Here is a 19,906-nt window from a genome sequence, read left to right on the forward strand (position 1 = left end):
ACCTCGGGGGCCTCGCGACGGCTCGGGGGGGTCAGGAGGTGGTGCGGGGGCCGGACTCGGGGCCGTCGGCGGGCTCGTCGGCGTCGGGGTCGCCCTCGGGGTGCTCGGGGTGGGGGCGGGTGGGGGGCGCGGTGCCGGGGCGGCCCAGCTCGTCGACCAGCAGCAGGTCGCGGCGGACGTGCCGGCGGCGGTAGGCGATCCGGCTGACCATGTGCGCGCTGACCGGTGCGGTGATCAGCTGGAAGACGGCTACCAGCACCAGCATCCAGACGATGGGCTGCCCGGCGAGACGGATGACGGCGCCGGTCATCACCAGCAGCACGCCGAGCACCTGGGGCTTGGTGGCGGCGTGCATCCGGTTGAGGACGTCGGGGAAGCGGATGAGACCCAGGCCCGCGGTCAGGCAGAGGAAGCAGCCGGCGACCAGGCACACCGAGGCGACGACGTCGGCGGGGCTCACGGGGCGGGCTCCGGGTGGCCGGCCAGGTCGGCGTCGGACGGGGTGGCGTCGGTGGGGGTCTCGGCGGAGACCAGCATGCCGCCGATGTAGCGGGCCACCGACACCGAACCGACGAAGGCCAGCAACGCCACGACCAGCAGCACCGGTTCCAGCGAGATGTCCCGGTAGACCGCGCAGTAGACGGCGATGCCACAGGCGATGGTGACGAGCAGTGCGTCGGTGGACACCACCCGGTCCAGCAGCGAGGGGCCCAGGGCGAGCCGGGCCAGGATCAGCACGGCGCCGCCACCCAGCAGCGCGAAGCAGGCGATCGCGACGACGGTCACCGCTGGCTCATCCTCTCGGTCCCCTCGGTCTCCGGGGTGGTGGTGCCGGGCTCGTCGAGCCGGGCGATGTCGGCGGCAGAGCCGAAGGCCCGCACGACGCGGTCCTCCATGCCCAGCACGTTGGCCCGCTGCCGCTCCACGTGCTCCAGGTCGCGCACCTGCACGAGGTGGATCGCCATCACCGAGTGCTCGCGGTCCAGGTCCAGCACCAGCGAGCCCGGCACCAGCGACAGCGCCTCGGCGATGACGGTCAGCAGCAGGTCCGAGTCGGTGCGCAGCTGCACGGTGATGATCGCCGAGCGGTGCCGGCCGGGCCGGAACGCCAACCAGGACACCTCGACGCTGGACACCAGCAGGTCCACCAGGAAGCGCCCCAGGAAGCGGAGGGCGGCCAGCGGGCGGAAGCGGCCCGTCGTCTCCACGCTCGGCAGCGGCAGCAGCGTCGTGATCACCAGGGCGATCACCGTCCCGGAGAGCAGGTTCGCCCAGGAGAACGTGCCCCACAGCAGCATCCAGACCAGCACCAGCCAGACCAGCAGAGGCACCTGCTGGCGCAGCCGGGTCACCTGCGCGGTCACTCGATCACCCGGTCGCCGAAGACCGACTCCAGGTAGGGCGTGCGGTCCAGCAGGTCCGCCGCGGCCCGGTCGGCGACGCCGTAGAGCGTCCCGCCGAAGACCGTGATCGCGACCGTGATCGCGACGAACCCGGCGGTCGCCGCCACCATGGTCACCGGCAGCGTGGCCGCCTGGAGCTCCTCGGTGGTGGTCGCCGTGCCGGTCGCGGGGCGCACCGCGGCGACGTCCTCCTCGGCGGTGTCCACCGCGCGCGGGCGCCAGAACGCCCGGCCCCACACGCGGGCGATGGCGACCAGGGTGAGCAGGCTGGTGACGACGGCGCCGGCGACCAACACGTAGGGGCCCACCCCGCCCACGGCGACGCCGGCCTCCAGCAGGCCGAGCTTGCCGATGAAGCCCGACAGCGGCGGGATGCCGGCCAGGTTCATCGCCGGCACGAAGAACAGGATCGCCAGCAACGGGGACGCCTTGGCCAGCCCGCCCAGCTTCTCGGTGTTCGTCGTCCCCCCGCGTCGTTCGACCAGACCGGTGGCCAGGAAGAGCGTGGTCTGGATGGCGATGTGGTGGACGACGTAGAAGATCGCCCCGGCGAAGCCGGCCGTCGTCCCCAGGGCGATGCCGAAGACCATGTAGCCGATGTGGCTGACCAGGGTGAAGGAGAGCATCCGCTTGACGTCGGTCTGCGCGACCGCACCCAGGATGCCGACCACCATGGTGGCCAGCGCGGCCCACAGCAGCAGGTCGTCCAGCGCCCCGTCGGGGAACAGCAGGGTGTTCGTGCGGATGATCGCGTAGACGCCGACCTTGGTCAGCAGACCGGCGAAGACCGCGGTGACCGGCGCCGGGGCGGTCGGGTAGCTGTCGGGCAGCCAGGCCGACAGCGGGAAGACCGCGGCCTTGATGCCGAACGCGACGAGCAGCATGGACTGCAGCAGCAGCTGGGTGCCCTCGGGCAGGTCCCCGAGCCGGACGGCGAGCTGGGCCATGTTCACCGTGCCGGTGGCGGCGTAGACCAGGCCGATCGCGGCCAGGAAGACCAGCGAGCTCATCAGGCTGACCACCACGTAGGTAATGCCGGCCCGGATGCGACCGGCCGTGCCGCCCAGGGTGAGCAGCACGTAGCTGGCCGCCAGCAGGACCTCGAAGCCGACGTAGAGGTTGAACAGGTCCCCGGCCAGGAAGGCGTTGCTCACGCCCGCGACGAGCACCAGGTAGGTCGGGTGGAAGATCGACAGCGGGGTGTCGGTCTCGTCGCCGTCGGCGACACCCTGGCCGACGGCGAAGACCAGCACGCCGAGGGTCACGGTGTTGGCCACGACCAGCATCAGCGCCGACAGCCGGTCGACGACCAGCACGATGCCCAGCGGCACCGGCCAGCCACCGACGGACACCGAGGTGGCGCCCTGCGCGTCGGCCATGAACAGCAGCGACACCGAGACGGCCAGCACGCCGGAGAGCACGACGATGCTCAGTGCCCGCTGCAGGTGCGGGTGCCGGCCGACCAACAGCGCGCCGGCGGCACCCAGCAGCGGCAGCAGCACCGGCAGCGGGGTGAGCACCCGGATCAGGTCCTCCATCAGTGCTCCTCCTCCCGGTGTGCTGGTTCCCCGCCGGCGCGGGTGGGTGGGACGTCGCCGACCGCCCGGGCCTCCGCGGACTCGTTCTCGGCCGCCTCCACCTGCGCCAGCTCCAGCCCGACGTCGTCGGAGGGGGTGCCGTCGGCGGGGTGCGGCCCGGCCTCGACGCTGAACCCGTCGCCGGGTCCCCGGTCGGCCGGGCTGAGCAGCTCGGGGTCGCGCTCGTCGGCGTCGATCTCCTCCCGGGTGGCCACCCGGAGGTCCTCGGCGTCGTCCTGGACGACCTCGTCGCGGACCAGCCGCCAGGAGCGGTAGATCATCGCCAGCACGAACGCCGAGATGCCGAAGGTGATGACGATGGCGGTGAGCACCAGGGCCTGCGGCAGCGGGTCGTTGATCTCCGACTCGTCGTCGACGGGCAGGATCGGCGCCAGACCGGCCACCCCGCCGGCGGACAGCAGCAGGACGTTCGTCGCGTTGCCCAGCAGCAGGAAGCCCAGCAACACGCGGGTCAGGCTGCGGTCCAGCAGCAGGTAGACACCGGCGGCGTACAGCCCGGCGACGATCACCGGCAACACCACGGTGGGGGTCATCGGGCACCTCCCTGGCCGGCCGGGTCGGGTTGGCGGGACTCGGGGTGCGGGCCGTCGTCCCGGGCGCCCCTGCCACTGACGGACCCCGCGAGGCCACCGGCGCCGGACCCGACGGCGCCGCTGCCGCTGCCGTCGCCGTCCTCCTGCGGGCCCTCGTCGTCGTCCTCCTCGTCGTCGGCGTCGATCTGCGCGCCGAGGCTGCGCAGCACGTCCAGGACGAGGCCGATGACGATCAGGTAGACGCCGATGTCGAAGAAGAGCGAGGTGACCAGCTTGACGTCACCGAGGACCGGCACGGTGCGCTCGAGGATGGTGGTCTGCAGTGCGTCGGCACCGAGCACGAGGCCGGCGATGCCGGTGCCGCCGGCCAGCAGGAGCCCGCCGCCGAGCAGCTTGCCCGGGTCGACCGGCGCGGCCTCACCGAGCTCGTAGCGGCCGCCGGCCAGGTAGCGCAGCACCAGCGCCAGACCGGCGACGAGGCCGCCGGCGAACCCGCCGCCGGGCACGTTGTGGCCGCTGAAGAGCAGGTAGACGCTGAGCACGACGATGGTGTGGAACAGCACCCGGGTGACGACCTCGAGGATGACCGAGCGCCGCTGCGGGGCGAGCGTGGCACTGGCGGCCAGCCACCGGTCCCGCGGGGCACGCCTGGCCTCCGACGTCGTGGTGGCCGCGTCCGTGGCCCGGGCCACCGCGCCGGTGCGCTCGCGCAGGAAGACCAGGCTGGCCACCCCGGTGGCGACGACGACGAGCAGCGAGACCTCGAGCATGGTGTCCCAGGCCCGGATGTCGACCAGCGTGACGTTGACGATGTTCTCGCCGCCGCCGAACTCGTAGGCCTGCTGCGGGTAGTCCACCGAGACCGGGGTCGCCGTCCGGGCGCCGAGGGCGACGACGCCGACCCCGCCCATGAGCAGTCCGACGGCGACGGCGATCAGGCCGCGGGCGGTGCGCTCCTTGGCCTGGTGCCGGTCGGAGATGTCCTTGGGCAGCTTGCGCAGCACCAGCACGAAGGTGACCAGGGTCAACGTCTCGACCAGGAACTGGGTGAGCGCGAGGTCGGGGGCGCCCTGCACGGCGAACAGGACGCCGACCCCGTAGCCGGTGACGCCGACGACGAGGACGGCGGACAGCCGCTGCCGGATGCGGACGGCGAGCGCGGCCGCACCGAGGACGACGACGCCGATCAGCGCCTGCACCGGGGTGTCCCACAGCCGCATCTCCTCCGGCCACGGGGCCCGGAAGACGAGCACGGAGCCGGGCAGGGCCACCAGCACGACGAGGATGACGCCGAGGTAGGTGGGCAGCGAGCCGCGCTGGGTGCGGCGGGTGGTGGTCTGGGCGACCCGGTCCAGCCCGCGCATGGTGTGCCAGTAGCCCTCGTCGGCCGAGGCGTCGACGGCCAGCCGGCGCTGCAGCCGGGCGATGAGGTCGCGGGCGGTGAAGAGCGCCAGACCGCCGCCGACCGTGACCAGGGACAGCAGCAGGGCCGGCTGCAGCCCGTGCCACAGGGCGAGGGACTCGGCCTCCTCGGCGACCAGCGGCAGGGTGTCGGCGTACCGGGCGACCAGCGGCTCGAGCGCGGGGCTCAGCGGGCCGGCGGCCAGCCCGAGCAGGGCGAGCACGGCCGGGGCGGCCAGGAAGGCCGGGCCGGGGCGGTGCAGGTGCTCGGGGGCCGGGCGGTCGGCGTCGCAGTGCCGCAGCGAGCCGCCGGTGCCGAAGGCCCCCCAGAGGAACCGGGCGGTGTAGGCCACCGTCAGGACCGAGCCGAGGACGAGGCCCAGCAGGGTGAGCAGCGCCCAGGTGCGGTCGGCCAGGCCGCCGTCCAGGAAGGCGGTGAACGCCGCCTCCTTGCCCACGAAGCCCAGCAGCGGCGGCAGCCCGGCCATCGAGGCGCCGGCCAGGCCGGCGATGACGGCGAGCACCGGGACCCGGCGGCCCAGGCCGGAGATCTCGCGGAGGTCGCGGGTGCCGCAGGTGTGGTCGATGACCCCGACGGAGAGGAAGAGGGTGGACTTGAAGAGCCCGTGCGCCAGCAGCATGGCGATCCCGGCGGCGGCGGCCTCCCGGCTGCCGCTGCCCACCAGCACCATGAGGAAGCCCAGCTGGCTGACGGTGCCGAAGGCCAGCAGCAGCTTCAGGTCGTACTGGCGCAACGCCCGGTAGCCGCCCAGCAGCATGGTGGCCAGGCCCAGTCCGACGACCACCGGCTTCCAGCCCGGGGTGTCGGCGAAGCCGGGGGCCAGCCGGGCGACCAGGTAGATGCCGGCCTTCACCATCGCGGCGGCGTGCAGGTACGCGCTGACCGGGGTGGGGGCCTCCATGGCGGCGGGCAGCCAGAAGTGGAAGGGCACCATCGCCGACTTGGTCACCGCGCCGGCCAGCACCAGCAGCACCCCCACGGTGACGACGGGGCCGGTGCCCGGGTCGGCGACGACCTCGCTGAGCAGGTAGCTGCCGCTGGCCTGGCCGACCATGACCAGCCCGACGAGCATCGCCAGGCCGCCGGCGGTGGTGACGATCAGCGCCTGCTGCGCGGCGCGGCGGCCGGCCACCTTGGCACCGCTGCCACCGATCAGCAGGAAGGAGAAGACCGTGGTCAGCTCCCAGAACACGTACAGCAGCAGCATGTCGTCGGCGACGACGAGGCCCAGCATGGAGCCCGCGAACGCCATCAGGACACCGGCGAACCGGCGGAGCCCCTCGTCGTCGCGTTCGAAGTACCGGGCGCAGTAGACGAAGACCAGCGCACCGACCCCGGTGACCAGCGCCGCGACGGCCAGCGCGAGCGCGTCCAGCCGCAGCGTGACGTGCAGGTCCAGCGCCGGGATCCAGGTGGTCCGCTCCTCGACGGTGCCGCCGTCCAGGACGGTGGACAGCCGGGTGGCCAGCCACACGAAGCCGGCCGCGGGCACCAGGGCGAGTGCGTAGTAGGCGGAGCGGCCCCACCAGCGCACCAGCAGCGGCGCCAGGACGGCGGCCACCAGGTGTGCGAGGAGCAGCAGGCCCACGGGTCTCCAGAGGGTTGTCGGCGCCGCCGGACGGGCTCAGGACGCGCGCGTTCGATTCGTTCGATTTACAGTCTGCCCCGTGGACCACCACCTGCGCGAGTCGACGGTGCTGCCGCCCCGGTCACACCTGGCGGCACTGCCGCCGGGGCCGTGGGTGCTGCGCGGGTCCGACGGGACCGAGGTGGAGCTGCCCGCCGAGCTCGACGAGGCGCTGCAGTTCGTCGCCGACGCCTTCGCCGACGGCGCCGCGGTGACCCTGAGCAGGCACGAGCAGCTGCTCACCACCCAGGAGGCGGCGGACCTGCTCGGCGTCAGCCGGCCGACCCTGGTGCGCCTGCTGGACCACGGGGCCATCCCCTACGACCAGCCGGGCAGCCACCGTCGGCTGCGGCTGGCCGACGTCCTGGCCCACCAGCAGCGGTGCCACCACGACGAGCACCGCCCGGCGGCCCCCACCCGGGGCGGGGCCCGCCAGGACGCGCGTTAGGCCTCGGCCAGCTCCGCCGCGGCCAGCCAGTCGCTCTCGACCTGCTCCTTCTCGGCCTGCACGGCCAGCAGCTGCACGTTGAGCTCGGCCACCCTGGCGTGGTCGGTGGCCGCGGCGGCCAGCTGGTCGTGCAGCTTCTTCTCCTCGCCGTCCAGCTTGAGCATCCGTCGCTCGAGCTTGGAGGCCTCCTTGCGGGCGGCCCGCGCATCGGCCGCGGACACGGCCGGCCGGGCCGTCGTCGACAGGTCGCCGGACTGACCACCGGAGGCGGTCGTCAGCGGGGCACCGCCGGCGGCCCGCCGGCGCAGGTACTCCTCGACCCCGCCGGGCAGCTGCGCGAGGGAGCCGTCGCCCAGCAGCGCGACCACGGTGTCGCAGACCCGGTCGACGAAGTACCGGTCGTGGCTGACCACCAGCACCGTGCCGGGGAACCCGTCGAGCAGGTCCTCCAGCGCGGTGAGGGTGTCGATGTCCAGGTCGTTGGTCGGCTCGTCGAGGATCAGCACGTTGGGCTCCGCCATCAGCAGCCGCAGCAGCTGCAGCCGCCGCCGCTCACCACCGGAGAGGTCTCCGACCGGGGTCCACTGCCGGCTGGCCGCGAAGCCGAAGCGCTCGGCCAGCGTGGACGCCGAGATCTCCTGGTTGCCCAGCCGGGCGACCCGGGCGACGTCCTGCACGGCCTCGAGCACGCGCGCCTTGGGCGGCAGCTCGGTGACGTGCTGGGACAGGTAGGCCAGCGAGACCGTCTGCCCGGTCTTCACCGCGCCCGCATCGGGCTCGTTCTCCCCGACCAGCATCTTGAGCAGCGAGGTCTTGCCCGCGCCGTTGACCCCGACGATGCCGATCCGGTCGCCCGGGCCGACGTTCCAGTCCAGGTCGCGGAACAGCGAGCGCGGCCCGTCCTCGGTGGGGACGGCGTAGTCGACGTGCTCGAGCTCGAAGACGGTCTTGCCCAGCCGGCGGGCGGCGAAGTTCGCCAGCGCCAGCTTGTCCCGGGCCGGCGGCTCGTCGGCGATCAGCGCCTGGGCTGCGTCGATGCGGAACTTGGGCTTGCTGGTCCGGGCCGGCGGGCCACGGCGCAGCCAGGCCAGCTCCTTGCGGACCAGGTTGAGCCGGCGCTCCTCGGTGACGCTGGAGATCCGGGCGCGCTCCGCGCGGGCCAGCGTGTAGGCGGAGTAGCCGCCGTCGTAGGCGTAGACCGAGCCGTCGGCGACCTCCCACGTGGTCGTGCAGACCTCGTCGAGGAACCAGCGGTCGTGGGTGACGACCACCATGCCGCCGGCGCGCTGCTTGACGTACTCGGCCAGCCACGCGACGCCCTCGACGTCCAGGTGGTTGGTGGGCTCGTCGAGGACCAGCAGGTCCAGCGGGCGGACCAGCTGGGCGGCGAGGGCGACCCGGCGGCGCTCGCCACCGGACATCGGGGCGACGGGTGCGTCCAGGCCGAGCCGGTCCAGCTCCAGGCCGGTCAGCACCGAGCGGACGGCGGGGTCGGCGGCCCACTCGTGCTCCGCGGCGTACCCGGAGAGCACGACGTCGTGGACGGTCGTGCCCTCGGGCAGCGTGCCCGCCTGGTCGAGCACGCCCATCGCGATGTCGTTGCGCATCGTGACCCGGCCCGAGTCGGGGGGTTCCACGCCGGTGAGCACCGAGAGCAGCGTCGACTTGCCCCCGCCGTTGCGCCCGACGACGCCGATCCGCTCACCGGCAGAGATGCCGAGGGAGACGTCGTCGAGCAGGGAGGTCGTGCCGTGGGCCTTGGAGACGCGTTCGAGCGAGACCAGGTTGAGCGGAGTCGTCATGAGGACTCGAGTCTCCCAGGTCGGTGCCACCTCGCCGACGACCGCTCCGACCAGCACGTCCACACCGCGACACGCCGTGGCGGTGACCGTGATGCCGCGTGTCGCACCGCATGCTCTGCGTGATGCGCCGTGCGGACGGCGACGCCCGTCCGGAAGAGGTACTCCCATGCTCGTCGCTGCTCGCGGTGCCCTGCCCCGCACCGCCCGCCTGAGTGCCCTGGTGCTCGGCACGCTGGCGCTGGGGACGGCGGTGGCCCCGGGCGCGCTGGCCGAGGAGGCGCCGACGCCGGTGTCCGACCCGTCGAGCCCGGTGTCCTCCCCGTCGGAGTCGCAGGCGGCACCGGCCGAGGTGCTGACGTCCCGGGCGGCCGCCGACACGGAGGGGGCACCGCAGGCGGCCACCCCGGCCGGGGCCAGCTTCGGCACCGGCAAGCTGCACCTCACGCTGACACCCGACGTCCTGCCCGCCGGTCGGGTCCTGGCCCTGACCGGCGCCCAGGTCGAGCTCCGCTTCAGCCAGCAGCTCGGCGTCCCGTCCACGGCATCGGCCGTCTGCACCTTCGTCGGCAGCGGCGGTTGCGTCTTCCCGGCCGGCAGTGCGATCCCCACGACGAACGCCGGTCCCTCCGTCGGCATCGTGGCCGACCTGCCGGACGACTCGGTCTTCACCGCCACGCTGGTCGGTCTGCCGGCCTCCGGTCAGCTGCTGGTGCCGACCACACCGATCACGGTCCCGGGGTACACCCCGGCCGGGGCGGCTCCCGCGGGCCCCGGGGGGAGCGCGCTGGAACTGCCCGTGCGGCACGGCTACCGCACCCTCGGCGTCGCCCTGACCGGGAGCGGCCCGCTGGCCGGCGCCCAGTTCACCCTGTGCCCTGCCACGGCCGGGACCTGCGCACCGGGCTCCACCCCGGTGACCGCGACCACGGGGGCCGACGGCCGCGCGACCTTCGACGGCGGGTACCTGCCCGGTGACCACCTCGTCGTGCAGACGCGCGGCCCGGGCGGCATCCCGGCCCCGGCCTCGGCCGCCCACCCGTTCGCGGTCCCGGCCGCGGCCACCGTCACCGAGCGCGACGCGCCGCTGCGGCTGACGGTCGCCGACACCACCCCGCCCGTCGTCACCCCGCCCGTCGTCACCCCGCCCACGAGCACGCCGCCCACGACCGCTGCGCCCACGACGACACCGGGCGCCGCCACGGTCGCCGCGGCGACCGTCGCCGCCGGCCGGCAGCAGACGATCACGGCGAGCGGTTTCACCCCCGGCGAGACGGTGCGCGGCACCCTCTTCTCCACCCCCGTCGACCTGGGCACCGTGGTGGCCGACGCCCAGGGCGTCGCGACCTTCACCTTCACCCTCCCCGCGGGCCTGGAGGCGGGCCCGCACTCCGTCACCGCGACCGGCCTGACCAGCGGCGCGACCTCGACCGCGACGTTCACCGTGTCCGCCGCCGTGTCCGCTGCCGTGTCCGCTGCCGGGTCGCCCGCCCTGGCGACGACCGGCGCCGAGGTGGGCCCGTTGGTCGGTCTCGGCGTCCTCGCCCTGGGCGCCGGCGCCGCCCTCACCGTGGCCACCGGCCGGCGGCGTCAGCGGGCGTGACCCCTGCGGGCAGGCCGCGGACCCTCGGGACCGCGGTCTGGTACGGCCGGCACCGCACACCCGAGGGCCGCAGCGTCCTGGTGTCCGTGGCCGGTCCCGGCTTCCCCGACGGGACGGTCGTGGACCTGCCCGGCCCCCCGGCGCACCCGGCCGGATGGCTGGCCGAGGCGCACGTACACGACGAGGGGCACGTGCCCGCCCTGGTGCGGGTGTCCCCCGACCTGGCGCCCGGCTCCCCGCACCTCTGGTTCGCCCTCGGGCCAGCCGGGAGCGGGGACGCCGTGGACCTGGTGGCCTTCTCCACCGACGCGCTCCCCGACGGACGGGTCGTCGGGGTCGACGACCTGGCCACCGCCGGCGTCACCTGGGCCGACCAGGTGGGCGCGGTGCGCTGGTCCCCGACCTCCGGCGCGGTCGACCAGGTGTACGTGGCCGCCCGGTACCGCCGTCGCCGCATCGGCACCCGCCTGGTCGCGACCGCCGACGCGGTCCGCATCGGGCTGGGCTGGGCACCGCTGCGCGGCGACGGCCGGCTCACCGACCTGGGCGACGCGTGGCTGTCCGCCCAGTCCGACGCCTGGCGGGCCCGGGTCCCGCCGTCGGTCGAGCGCCAGCCGCCGATGACGCCCGCGGGCGAGGCCGCCGGCCTCCCGGCCCGACTGCTCCTGCCGGACGCCGGTCGCCGCACCCCCTGACCACCCCCGCGCGCACGAACGGCCTCCCCCACCGTCACCGGTGCGGGAGGCCGTTCGCGGTCGGGCGTCAGGTCAGGGGACGGTGACCTCGGCGTCCAGGGCGGTCTCGTTGCCGGCGAAGTCGGCGACCAGCAGCGCGACGTACAGCGCCGTCCCCGAGGGGAGCCGGTCGAACCCGTACTGCAGGCCCGGGAGGTCGGCGAACAGGCCCGGTCCCTCCGGGGAGACCCAGGAGCCGTCCTCGGCCTGGAGCAGGGTGAAGACCAGGCCCTCCGGGTCCGGGGTGAACTCGGCCAACAGGCCGTCACCGGACTCGGCGTAGTAGGCCTCCGAAGTCACCTCACCGGCGTCCTGGTCGATGGTGATCGACAGCCGGATGCGCTCGGCTGCGTCCCGGCTGCCACCGGGGGCCACGTAGTCCAGCGGCACGGTCACGGTGAACAGCGGGGAGTCCTCGTCGCTGTCCAGGGACAGGTAGGCGTCCATCGTGTCCTGGCCGTCGGTGATGGTGAACCCGGTCAGGTCGTAGAACCCCGAGACGGTGCCGTCCTCGCCGACGGTGCCCTCCTCGTCACCGGTGATGAGCAGCGACCCGTCGTCCTGGCGCTGGCCGTAGACGACCCGGGCCGAGGCGGCGCCGGTGGCGGCCAGCGGCGCGGAGACGGTGAGGCCGTCGGCGTCGAAGGCGACGCTGAGCCCGTCCCCGGTCTCGAACGCGGGCTGGTCGCCCTCCGGCACCGCCTGACCCGCGCCGTAGTAGGCGTCCAGGAACGCCGACCAGGCACCCGCCGCGACGACGTCGGCGTAGGCCGGCGCGTAGTACTCGGCCTCCGCCGGGAAGTAGACGCTCATCCCGGTGGCGCCCAGGTAGGCCTTGCCATCGACCTGGTAGGTGACGACGTCGCCCAGTGCCCGGGTCACGGCGTCGGCCTCGTCGGCGACGTCGAGGGCGGCGACGCTGATCTCACCGGCCAGCTGCCCCAGGTCGACCTGCCCGGTGGACCGCGAGGGGTCGGGGTCGGCACCGAAGGCCAGCGTCGTCGAGCGGGCCCTGCCGACGGCCGGGGACAGGTCGGCGGCGCGGTCGGTGAGCACCCCGGCCAGCGCCGTCATCGCCTCGTCCAGGGCGGGCAGCTGCGTGAGGTCCATCAGCGACAGCGTCGTCTGGTCGACGGTGTCCTCCGCGGTGGCCTGGGCGTTGAAGCCGTCGACGACGGCCCGGCCCAGGGTGTCCACGTCGGTCGCGGGGTCGGTGAGGACGCCGAAGGCGGCGTAGTCCCAGCCGTGTCCGGGCTCGAGCTCCTCGGAGGCGATCATCCGGTCGGCCAGCGGGGCCATCGTGGCGGCGGTCTCGTAGGTGGCCATCAGGCAGGCGTCGAAGCCCACCAGGTCCAGCCGGTCCAGCCCGGCGGCGGCCAGGCCGTCGGAGATGCCGGTCTGCAGTCCGGCCAGGTCCATCGTGGACTGGCCGGCGGACTCGTCGGCGCCGACGCCGGGCCAGCCCGCCCCGTGGTCGCTGAGGACCAGCGCGTAGTGCTCGGACGGCGAGGCCTCGACGCTGGCGGCGATGAAGTCGGCCAGCACCTGCGGGTCGGCGGTGTCGACGTCACCCAGGTCCTCGCGCAGCTCCAGGCTGTCGGGCTGCACCGAGAAGGTGCGGGCCCCCGACCAGGCGCCGGCGTCGAGCAGGTCGGCACCGCTGTAGCTGGGCTCCTCGTCCGAGGCGGCCCGGTCGACCAGCGCCTCGATCTTCAGCTCGCCCTGCGACCCGACCCCGGCGAGCTCGCCGACGTCACCCAGCAGCGCGGCCTCCAGGTCGGTGTCGGCCATCGAGTAGAGCATCACCGTCCAGCCCTCGCCCGCGGCCGCACCGGTCTCCTCGGGGACCTCCTCGCCGCCGGTCTCGCAGCCGGTGAGCAGCAGCCCCAGGCTGAGCGCCACCGCGGCCGCCCTCGTCGTCGAACTCGTCCGCACGCGCACTCCCCGCCTCACGGGCGCCGACGTGGCGCCCGACCGCAGGCAGCGTGCCCCACCCGACGACCGTCGGTCCGGAGGCTGTGTGACAACAGATCGTGTCGCGTTCGTGCAGGTCACACGGCGGTGCCCGGGTCAGGCCAGCCGGGTGACCTCCACGACGACCGAGTGCCCCTCGCTGCGCGGGCCGGAGAAGATGCCCTTGAGCGGCGGGACGTCCTTGTAGTCCCGGCCGCGACCCAGCGTCACGTGGCGGGTGCCGATCTCCACGACGTTCGTGGGGTCGTAGCCGGTCCAGCTGCCGTCCCACCACTCGACCCAGGCGTGGCTCTCGCCCTTGACCGGTTCGCCGACCGGGGCGTCGGGGCGGGGGTGCAGGTAGCCCGAGACGTAGCGCGCCGGGATGCCCAGCGCACGCAGCAGCCCGACGGACACGTGCGCCATGTCCTGGCAGACGCCCTTGCCCGACGTCCACGCCTGCATGGCGTTGGTCTTCACGTTGGTCGACCCGGACAGGTACTGCATGTGGTCGTGCACGAAGCGGCACACCCGGTGCCCGGCCTCCCGCGGGTCGGCGTCCCCGACGACGTCCCGGACGGCGCGGACCACGGGGGCGTCCATCGCGGTCAACGGCGTGGGGCGCAGCATCTCCCCGAACCGGTCGACGACGTCGGCGGTGGCCAGCTGCGCCCAGTCCACGACCGGTGCCGGGTCGGGCTCGAGCCCGGCCTCGACCACGGAGGTGGCCACGACGGCCAGCTCGGTGTGCGGGCCGTGCAGGTCGAACGCGGTGACCGTGGAGCCCCAGTAGTCCCGGTAGGCGTGCACGGTGGCCGCCGGCTCGATCTCCACCCGCGAGCGCAGGGTGGTCTGCCGGGTGGTGTTCTCCGGGGTCATCCGGGCCTCGTTGTAGGAGGTCCGGACCGGACCGCCGTAGCGGAACCGGGTCCGGTGCACGACCTGCAGCCGCCACCGGTCCGGCGTCGGTGCGACCTGGGACTGCGACTGGGCGGCCTGCTGCCCGGTCTGCACGGAGGAGGCCCGCACGACGGGCCCCTGCGACTGGTGCTGCCCCACCGGGGTCACCCCACGCCTTCCGGCACCCACACCTGGGGCGCCTGCTCGGTGAAGAACCTGCTGGTGACGGCCTCACTGGCGGCCGAGCAGGTGCGCTGCAGCTCGTCGAGACGAGTGGGCAGCTTGGCCAGGATCTCGTCGGTGCCCATGAACTCCAGCATCGTGCGGGCCCGCCCGACGATGCGGTGTGCCTCCCCGGAGACACCGATCCGGTGTCCGTCACGGACGTTGGAGCGCTCCAGCTCGGCCAGGCAGCCCTCGGCCTGCTCCAGGGCGGCGAAGACCGAGCGCGGGAAGAGCCGGTCCAGCAGCAGGAACTCCGCCGCCCGGCTGGAGTTCACCGCGCCCCGGTAGGTGCGCAGGTAGGGCTCGTAGGCCCCGGTCGAGCGCAGCACCAGCGTCCAGGACGGCGCGGCGTCCCCGGCCAGGACCCGGGTGGACAGCATCCGGCTGGTCATGTCGACCCGCTCCAGCGAGCGGCCCAGGATGAGGAACAGCCAGCTCTCGTCCCGGCTCATCGTGGCGTCGGCCAGGCCGAAGACCATCGCCGAGCGCTCCCGGACGAACCGGTAGAGCGAGTGCGGGCCGTACCGGCGGGCCATGGTGCGCTGCTGGGGCAGCGCGTTGTGCGTGACGTTGAGCGACTCCCAGATCTCCGCCGACAGCACCTCCCGGGCACCGCGGGCGTTCTCCCGGGCCGCGGACAGCGCGCCGACGATGGAGCTGGGCGCCACCCGGTCGAAGGCCAGCGTGCTCAGCACCCGCTCGGTGTCGGCCTCCTCCAGCGGGCAGGGCACGCCCATCAGCGCCAGCAGGTTGTGGCAGGCCCGCTGCTCGTCGATCCACGGGTCCTCGACCAGCCGCTGGGTGTGCACGTCGAGGATGCGGGCGGTGTCGTCGGCGCGCTCCACGTAGCGGCCGATCCAGAACAGCGACTCGGCGATGCGACTGAGCATTACGGCCCCTTCCGGAGGCTCGGCGCGAGCTCGCGGGTGTCGAGGGGGAAGAGGGCCTCCGGCTCCCGGCCCTGCTGCTGCTGCTGGCCCTGGGCGATCGCGTTGTCGTTGGCCGGGCCCGGGTCCTGGGCCGGCGGTTCGGCCGGCAGGTCCGCGGTGGTGAACTCGATCTGGGTGCGGTCGGCCGGGGGCGCCTCGGTGGCCGGGCGCGGTCCGGAGATCACCCAGGTGTCCTTGGAGCCACCGCCCTGGCTGGAGTTGACCACCAGCTCGCCCTCCGGCAGCGCGACCCGGGTCAGCCCGCCGGGCAGGACCCACACGTCGGTGCCGTCGTTGACCGCGAAGGGCCGCAGGTCCACGTGCCGGGGCGCGATCTTGCCGTTGATCAGCGTCGGGGACGTCGACAGCCCGATCGGCTTCTGCGCGATCCAGTCCCGCGGGGAGGCGCGCACCTTCACGGCCAGCTCGGCGAGGGTCTTCTCGTCCGCGCGCGGGCCGATGACGATGCCCTTGCCGCCGGAGCCGTCGACCGGCTTGAGCACCAGCTGGTCCAGGCTCGACAGCACCCACTCGGTGGCGTCGGCGTCGTCCAGGCGGTAGGTGTCGGCGTTGGCCAGCACCGGCTCCTCGTTCAGGTAGTACCGGATCAGGTCGGGGACCCAGGTGTAGATGAGCTTGTCGTCGGCGACGCCGTTGCCCACGGCGTTGGCGATGGTCACCCGGCCGGCCCGGGCGGCGTTGAGGACGCCCGCGCAGCCGATCACCGAGTCCGACCGGAAGTGCACCGGGTCCAGGAACTCGTCGTCGATGCGCCGGTAGATGACGTCCACGCGCTGCTGGCCGTCCGTCGTCCGCATGCTGACCTGGCCGCCGGAGCAGACCAGGTCGCGGCCCTCGACCAGCTCGACGCCCATCTGGCGGGCGAGCAGGGCGTGCTCGAAGTAGGCGGAGTTGTAGACGCCCGGGGTGAGGACGACGACCGTCGGGTCCCCGACCGTCGAGGGCGCCGACGCCTTGAGCGCCGCGAGCAGCTTGGTCGGGTAGTCCGCGACGGGCTGGATCCGGTGGTCGCCGAACAGCTCGGGCAGCACCTGGCTCATCGCGGCCCGGTTGGTGATGACGTAGCTGACCCCGGAGGGGCTGCGGAGGTTGTCCTCCAGCACCCGGAAGTCCCCGGCCTCGTCGCGGACCAGGTCGATGCCGCTCACGTGCACCCGGACGCCGTTGGGCGGGACCAGCCCGTGCGCGGCCCGGTGGAAGTGCGCGCTGGTGGTGATCACGCTGCGCGGCACGATGCGGTCGGCGAACACCTGCCCGGCGCCGTAGACGTCGGCCAGGAAGGCCTCGAGGGCGTGCACCCGCTGGGCGACGCCGCGCTCGATGTGCGCCCACTCGTCGGAGCCGATGACCCGCGGCACGATGTCGAGCGGGAAGGGCTGCTCCTCCCCCGCGTGCGCGAAGGTGACCCCGGCGTCGCGGTAGGTCTGGCTCAGCACGTCGGCGCGCGCGGCCAGTTCCTCCCCGGACATGGGTTGCAGGGAGCTGAAGAGCCCGGCGTAGGGCGGCCTGGGTTGGGCCGGTGCGCCGAACATCTCGTCCCACTGCTCCCCGAGGGGGTAGCCGTCGAAGAGGTCCGCCATGGGGGGAACCTAGTCAGCGCCGGTGAACGGCGCGTTTCGGCGCGCGCCGACCGCGACCGGGCCGTGACCTGGGCCGGTCCACGGCCGGTCCACGGGCGGCCCCCCGGGCTCAGGGCCGGCTGCGGACCGCCTCGACGAGGACGTCGCGCAGGTCGTCGGCCTCCTGGGCCGAGTACGCGGCCCCGCCGGTCACCCCGACGATGCGCTCGAGCACCGACAGGTCCGCGTCGGGACCCAGGCCGACCGCGACGACCTGGACCGGCCGCGCCGGGTCGGCCTCGGCGGCCAGCGTCGCGAGCAGCTCGGCCTCCGACGGGCCGGTCGGGTCGTCGTCGGTGCCGTCGGTGAGCAGGACGACGGTGTTCACCGTCGCCGGGTCGAACCCCTCCCGGGCGGACCGGACCGCGGCCAGCACGGTGTCGTACAGCCCGGTGCCGCCGGCGGACAGCCGGTCGGGGAGGGAGGCGAACTCCTCGGCCAGCAGGTCCCGCTGGTCCCGGCCGTCGACCACGGTGCCGAAGGGCCGCATCGGCAGGACCTCCGCCCAGTCCCGGTCCCCCTCCAGGCGGGCGGCGAAGACCCACAGCCCGCCGGTGGTGCGGTCGGGCAGCACCGAGAGCGCCGAGGTCAGCGCGTCGCGCGCGAGGGTGGCGCGGGTGCCGCCCCCGGCCGGGGCGTCCATCGAGGTGGAGACGTCGACGACGGTCAGCAGCCGGCTCGGGGTCACCAGCGAGGCCACCCGGTCCGGCAGCGCGTCCAGGGTGGCTGCGTCCAGCTGCAGCACGGCGGGCGGGCCGGCGTCGTCGTCGGGCCCGCGGCCGTCGGCGTCCCGCCAGCCCTCGGCGCGGACGGCCCGGCCCTCGCGTGCGGCGTCGGTCAGCCGGCCGAGGACCGCGTCGACGGCCGCGGCGTCGTCGGTGCCGGCGACGGTGCGCAGCACGGGCAGCTCCAGGACGGGCGCCCCCTCGGCGGGGACGACCACCACCAGGTCGCCGGCGCCGTCGGCGGTGGCCGCGGCGACCTCCCGCTCGGTGACGACGGCGACCGGCGCGGTGGTGCTGCCGGCGACGGCGTCGGCCAGCGCGGCGCCCGGGGACGCCCCGCCCCCGGCACCCAGCACCAGGCGGGCGACGGCGGTGTCGGCGGCGTCCCCGGGGCCCAGCGCGGTCTGCACGGCCGCCAGCGCCACCAGGCCCGCCGCGCCGGCCAGCGGGTCGGCCAGTGCGACGCCGGGACCGTCCAGGGCCTGCGCCCAGGTCGGTGGGGTGGCCGTCCACCCGCGTGCGTCGGCGACCGCCCGGCTGGTGGCCAGCACCAGCGAGGTCTGACCCAGCACCCCGGCGTCGGAGGCGACGGCAGCGCCCGCGCGGGCACCCCAGGACGCGTCGTCGGGCACCCACACCTGCGGCTGCGCGGCGACGTCGCCACCGGACAGCGCGGCCAGCGTCTGCAGCGGCTCCTGGGTGCGGACCTCGGCGACCGTGCAGCCCCCGCCCTCCAGCGGAATCGGCCCCGACAGCACGCGCCGCACCAGCGCCCCGGCCTCGGGCACCACCGAGACCCGGACGGTGTCGTCGACCCGGCAGGAGGAGGCGGCCGGGGCGGCGGCCGCGTCGTCCCGGGGGCGGGTCACGACCCAGGCCGCGGCCGCCAGCGCGAGCACGGTGGCCGCGGCGATGCCGACGGCGGCCGGCCCGGGGCGGGTGGTCCGGCGGCCGTGCCGGGCCGCGGCACGGTGCCCGCCCGTGGCCGGTGGGCCGGCGTCCGGGCGGGCGGCGCCGGGGCGTGGTGTCTCGGGGCGGGGGGCGTCGGGGCGGGGGGCATGGCGGCCCATGTGCAGTGGTCTCCTGGGGTCCGGGGCCACCGGCCCCTGCCGCACCGTGGTCGGCGTCTCGGCGCCGAGCGCACCACGACACGCGGGGCGACGGCGACGTCCGGGACCGGAACCCCACCGACTCGTGGTGTGTCGCCACGAGCGGTCACCCCGCGGGCACGCCACCGGCCCGCACGGGCGAGGTCAGGCCGTGCCGCGCCGGACGAGCTCGGTCTCGCACACCCGGGACTCCGTGGGCCCTGCGGTGCCCTCGATCTGGGCCATCAGCAGCTCGGTGAGCTGGCGGGTCATCCGGTCCAGTGGCTGGGCGACGGTGGTCAGCGGCGGGTCGCAGGTCAGCGCCACCGCGGCGTCGTCGAACCCGACGACGGCGACGTCTTCGGGCACCCGTCGTCCGGCCGCCCGCAGTGCCCGCAGCGCCCCGACGGCCATCGGGTCCGAGGCCAGGAAGACGGCGTCGAGGTCCGAGCACTGGGTCAGCAGCCGGGCCATCGCGGCCTCCCCACCGGCCTCGGTGAAGTCCCCGTGCGCGACCAGCGCGGGATCGACGGCCCGGCCGGCGTCGGCGAGGGCGCGCGCCCAGCCGGCGTGCCGGTCGACCCCGGCGATCATGTCCATCGGGCCGGTGACCGTGGCGATCCGCCGTCGCCCCTGCTCGAGCAGGAAGCGGGTGGCCACGGCCGCGCCACCGGCGTTGTCGGCGTCGACGTAGGCCACCGCCCGGCCGTCGTAGGGGCGTCCGCACAGCACCAGCGGGACGCCGGCGTCGCTGAGGATGTCGGGCAGCAGGTCCTCGCTGTGCAGCGACATGAGGACGACGCCGTCGACGTGGCCCTGCCGGGCGTAGCGGCCGATCTTCTGCTGCTCGCGGGCGTCCCGGGCGGTGAGCAGCACCAGGGTCAGGTCGGTGTCGGCCAGGGCGGCGGAGACCCCGTGCACGATGCTGGCGAAGAACGGGTCGGAGAAGACCTGGCTGTTGGGCTCGGAGAGCACCAGCGCGATGGTGTCGGTGCGCCGGGTGACCAGGCTGCGGGCCATCCGGTTGGGCACGTACCGCAGCTCGGCGATCGCCGCGTGCACGGCCTCCCGGGCCTCGGGGCTGACCCTCGGGGACTCGTTGACCACCCGCGAGACGGTCGCCCGCGACACGCCGGCCAGGACCGCCACCTCGTCCAGCGTGGGGACGGCGGTGCGGGTGCTCGAGCTGCTCACGGTGCTCCTCCCGGCGTCCGACCTGGTCACGGCGCCGTCGGCCGCAGACCCATCGTGCGGCACCAGGGGCCCGTTGGGAAGGGC

General features: G+C 74.7%; 16 protein-coding genes. 3 read left to right on the forward strand and 13 right to left on the reverse strand.

Features of this window, described 5'->3' with window-relative positions:
* Positions 1 to 31: 31 nt before the first annotated feature.
* Genes mnhG through ASG41_RS11205 form a run of 6 tightly spaced genes read right to left on the reverse strand, consistent with a single transcriptional unit; the run spans position 32 to position 6,545 of the window.
* Positions 32 to 460: a monovalent cation/H(+) antiporter subunit G gene (gene mnhG, locus ASG41_RS11180; RefSeq protein WP_056293986.1), complete on the reverse strand. Its 429-nt coding sequence runs from the start codon at positions 458 to 460 to the stop codon at positions 32 to 34.
* Positions 457 to 786 carry a monovalent cation/H+ antiporter complex subunit F gene (locus tag ASG41_RS11185; protein ID WP_056293989.1) on the reverse strand — a complete coding sequence of 110 codons (330 nt, stop codon included), beginning with the start codon at positions 784 to 786 and terminating at the stop codon, positions 457 to 459. Before ASG41_RS11185 ends, mnhG begins: the two co-directional genes overlap by 4 nt.
* Complete coding sequence (locus ASG41_RS11190) at positions 783 to 1,364, reverse strand: Na+/H+ antiporter subunit E (RefSeq protein WP_056293993.1); 582 nt, start codon at positions 1,362 to 1,364, stop codon at positions 783 to 785. Before ASG41_RS11190 ends, ASG41_RS11185 begins: the two co-directional genes overlap by 4 nt.
* Positions 1,361 to 2,941 (reverse strand): Na+/H+ antiporter subunit D, encoded by a 1,581-nt coding sequence (locus ASG41_RS11195; protein ID WP_056293996.1) that lies wholly within the window; start codon positions 2,939 to 2,941, stop codon positions 1,361 to 1,363. The genes ASG41_RS11190 and ASG41_RS11195 overlap by 4 nt, the downstream gene beginning before the upstream one ends.
* Positions 2,941 to 3,534, reverse strand: a complete 594-nt coding sequence (locus ASG41_RS11200; RefSeq protein WP_082556793.1) for a Na(+)/H(+) antiporter subunit C — start codon at positions 3,532 to 3,534, stop codon at positions 2,941 to 2,943. Before ASG41_RS11200 ends, ASG41_RS11195 begins: the two co-directional genes overlap by 1 nt.
* Entirely contained in the window at positions 3,531 to 6,545 is a 3,015-nt protein-coding gene (locus ASG41_RS11205; RefSeq protein ID WP_082556794.1) for a Na+/H+ antiporter subunit A, read from the reverse strand. The genes ASG41_RS11200 and ASG41_RS11205 overlap by 4 nt, the downstream gene beginning before the upstream one ends.
* Before the next feature lie 79 nt (positions 6,546 to 6,624).
* On the opposite strand from ASG41_RS11205, the gene ASG41_RS11210 reads away from it, so the two are divergent.
* Positions 6,625 to 7,032, forward strand: coding sequence for a helix-turn-helix domain-containing protein (locus ASG41_RS11210; RefSeq protein ID WP_056293998.1), 408 nt, complete (start codon positions 6,625 to 6,627; stop codon positions 7,030 to 7,032).
* On the opposite strand, the gene ASG41_RS11215 is transcribed toward ASG41_RS11210, so the two are convergent.
* Complete coding sequence (locus tag ASG41_RS11215) at positions 7,029 to 8,834, reverse strand: ABC-F family ATP-binding cassette domain-containing protein (RefSeq protein WP_056294895.1); 1,806 nt, start codon at positions 8,832 to 8,834, stop codon at positions 7,029 to 7,031. The two genes, ASG41_RS11210 and ASG41_RS11215, sit on opposite strands and share 4 nt — an antisense overlap.
* A gap of 166 nt (positions 8,835 to 9,000) precedes the next feature.
* Between ASG41_RS11215 and ASG41_RS11220 the strand changes: the two genes are divergently transcribed.
* Together ASG41_RS11220 and ASG41_RS11225 are read left to right on the forward strand one after the other, a co-directional pair.
* Positions 9,001 to 10,434, forward strand: coding sequence for a prealbumin-like fold domain-containing protein (locus ASG41_RS11220; protein ID WP_056294001.1), 1,434 nt, complete (start codon positions 9,001 to 9,003; stop codon positions 10,432 to 10,434).
* On the forward strand, positions 10,431 to 11,129 hold the full coding sequence (locus ASG41_RS11225; protein WP_056294003.1) for a hypothetical protein: 699 nt from the start codon (positions 10,431 to 10,433) through the stop codon (positions 11,127 to 11,129). Before ASG41_RS11220 ends, ASG41_RS11225 begins: the two co-directional genes overlap by 4 nt.
* Before the next feature lie 72 nt (positions 11,130 to 11,201).
* Here ASG41_RS11225 and ASG41_RS11230 read toward each other — a convergent pair whose 3' ends face one another.
* From ASG41_RS11230 to ASG41_RS11255, 6 genes are all read right to left on the reverse strand, one after another.
* Positions 11,202 to 13,103: a clostripain-related cysteine peptidase gene (locus ASG41_RS11230; RefSeq protein ID WP_157519276.1), complete on the reverse strand. Its 1,902-nt coding sequence runs from the start codon at positions 13,101 to 13,103 to the stop codon at positions 11,202 to 11,204.
* 135 nt (positions 13,104 to 13,238) lie between these two features.
* Complete coding sequence (locus ASG41_RS11235; protein ID WP_235564729.1) at positions 13,239 to 14,180, reverse strand: transglutaminase family protein; 942 nt, start codon at positions 14,178 to 14,180, stop codon at positions 13,239 to 13,241.
* A gap of 5 nt (positions 14,181 to 14,185) precedes the next feature.
* Positions 14,186 to 15,136: an alpha-E domain-containing protein gene (locus tag ASG41_RS11240; protein ID WP_056294009.1), complete on the reverse strand. Its 951-nt coding sequence runs from the start codon at positions 15,134 to 15,136 to the stop codon at positions 14,186 to 14,188.
* Entirely contained in the window at positions 15,136 to 16,776 is a 1,641-nt protein-coding gene (locus ASG41_RS11245; RefSeq protein WP_056294014.1) for a circularly permuted type 2 ATP-grasp protein, read from the reverse strand. The genes ASG41_RS11240 and ASG41_RS11245 overlap by 1 nt, the downstream gene beginning before the upstream one ends.
* Positions 16,777 to 16,885: 109 nt before the next feature.
* Positions 16,886 to 18,610: a VWA domain-containing protein gene (locus ASG41_RS11250; protein ID WP_056294016.1), complete on the reverse strand. Its 1,725-nt coding sequence runs from the start codon at positions 18,608 to 18,610 to the stop codon at positions 16,886 to 16,888.
* Between the two features lie 183 nt (positions 18,611 to 18,793).
* Positions 18,794 to 19,822 (reverse strand): LacI family DNA-binding transcriptional regulator, encoded by a 1,029-nt coding sequence (locus tag ASG41_RS11255; RefSeq protein WP_056294019.1) that lies wholly within the window; start codon positions 19,820 to 19,822, stop codon positions 18,794 to 18,796.
* Between the last annotated feature and the right edge of the window lie 84 nt (positions 19,823 to 19,906).

Source organism: Modestobacter sp. Leaf380, assembly GCF_001424485.1.
Classification (GTDB): Bacteria; Actinomycetota; Actinomycetes; order Mycobacteriales; family Geodermatophilaceae; genus Klenkia.

Bases quoted from the DNA above. Each gene is read 5' to 3' on its own strand.
- ASG41_RS11250 (WP_056294016.1), bottom strand. From the start codon at position 18,610: ATGGGCCGCCATGCCCCCCGCCCCGACGCCCCCCGCCCCGAGACACCA.
- ASG41_RS11215 (WP_056294895.1), bottom strand. From the start codon at position 8,834: ATGACGACTCCGCTCAACCTGGTCTCGCTCGAACGCGTCTCCAAGGCC.
- ASG41_RS11195 (WP_056293996.1), bottom strand. From the start codon at position 2,941: ATGGAGGACCTGATCCGGGTGCTCACCCCGCTGCCGGTGCTGCTGCCG.
- ASG41_RS11245 (WP_056294014.1), bottom strand. From the start codon at position 16,776: ATGGCGGACCTCTTCGACGGCTACCCCCTCGGGGAGCAGTGGGACGAG.
- ASG41_RS11200 (WP_082556793.1), bottom strand. From the start codon at position 3,534: ATGACCCCCACCGTGGTGTTGCCGGTGATCGTCGCCGGGCTGTACGCC.
- ASG41_RS11240 (WP_056294009.1), bottom strand. From the start codon at position 15,136: ATGCTCAGTCGCATCGCCGAGTCGCTGTTCTGGATCGGCCGCTACGTG.
- ASG41_RS11220 (WP_056294001.1), top strand. From the start codon at position 9,001: ATGCTCGTCGCTGCTCGCGGTGCCCTGCCCCGCACCGCCCGCCTGAGT.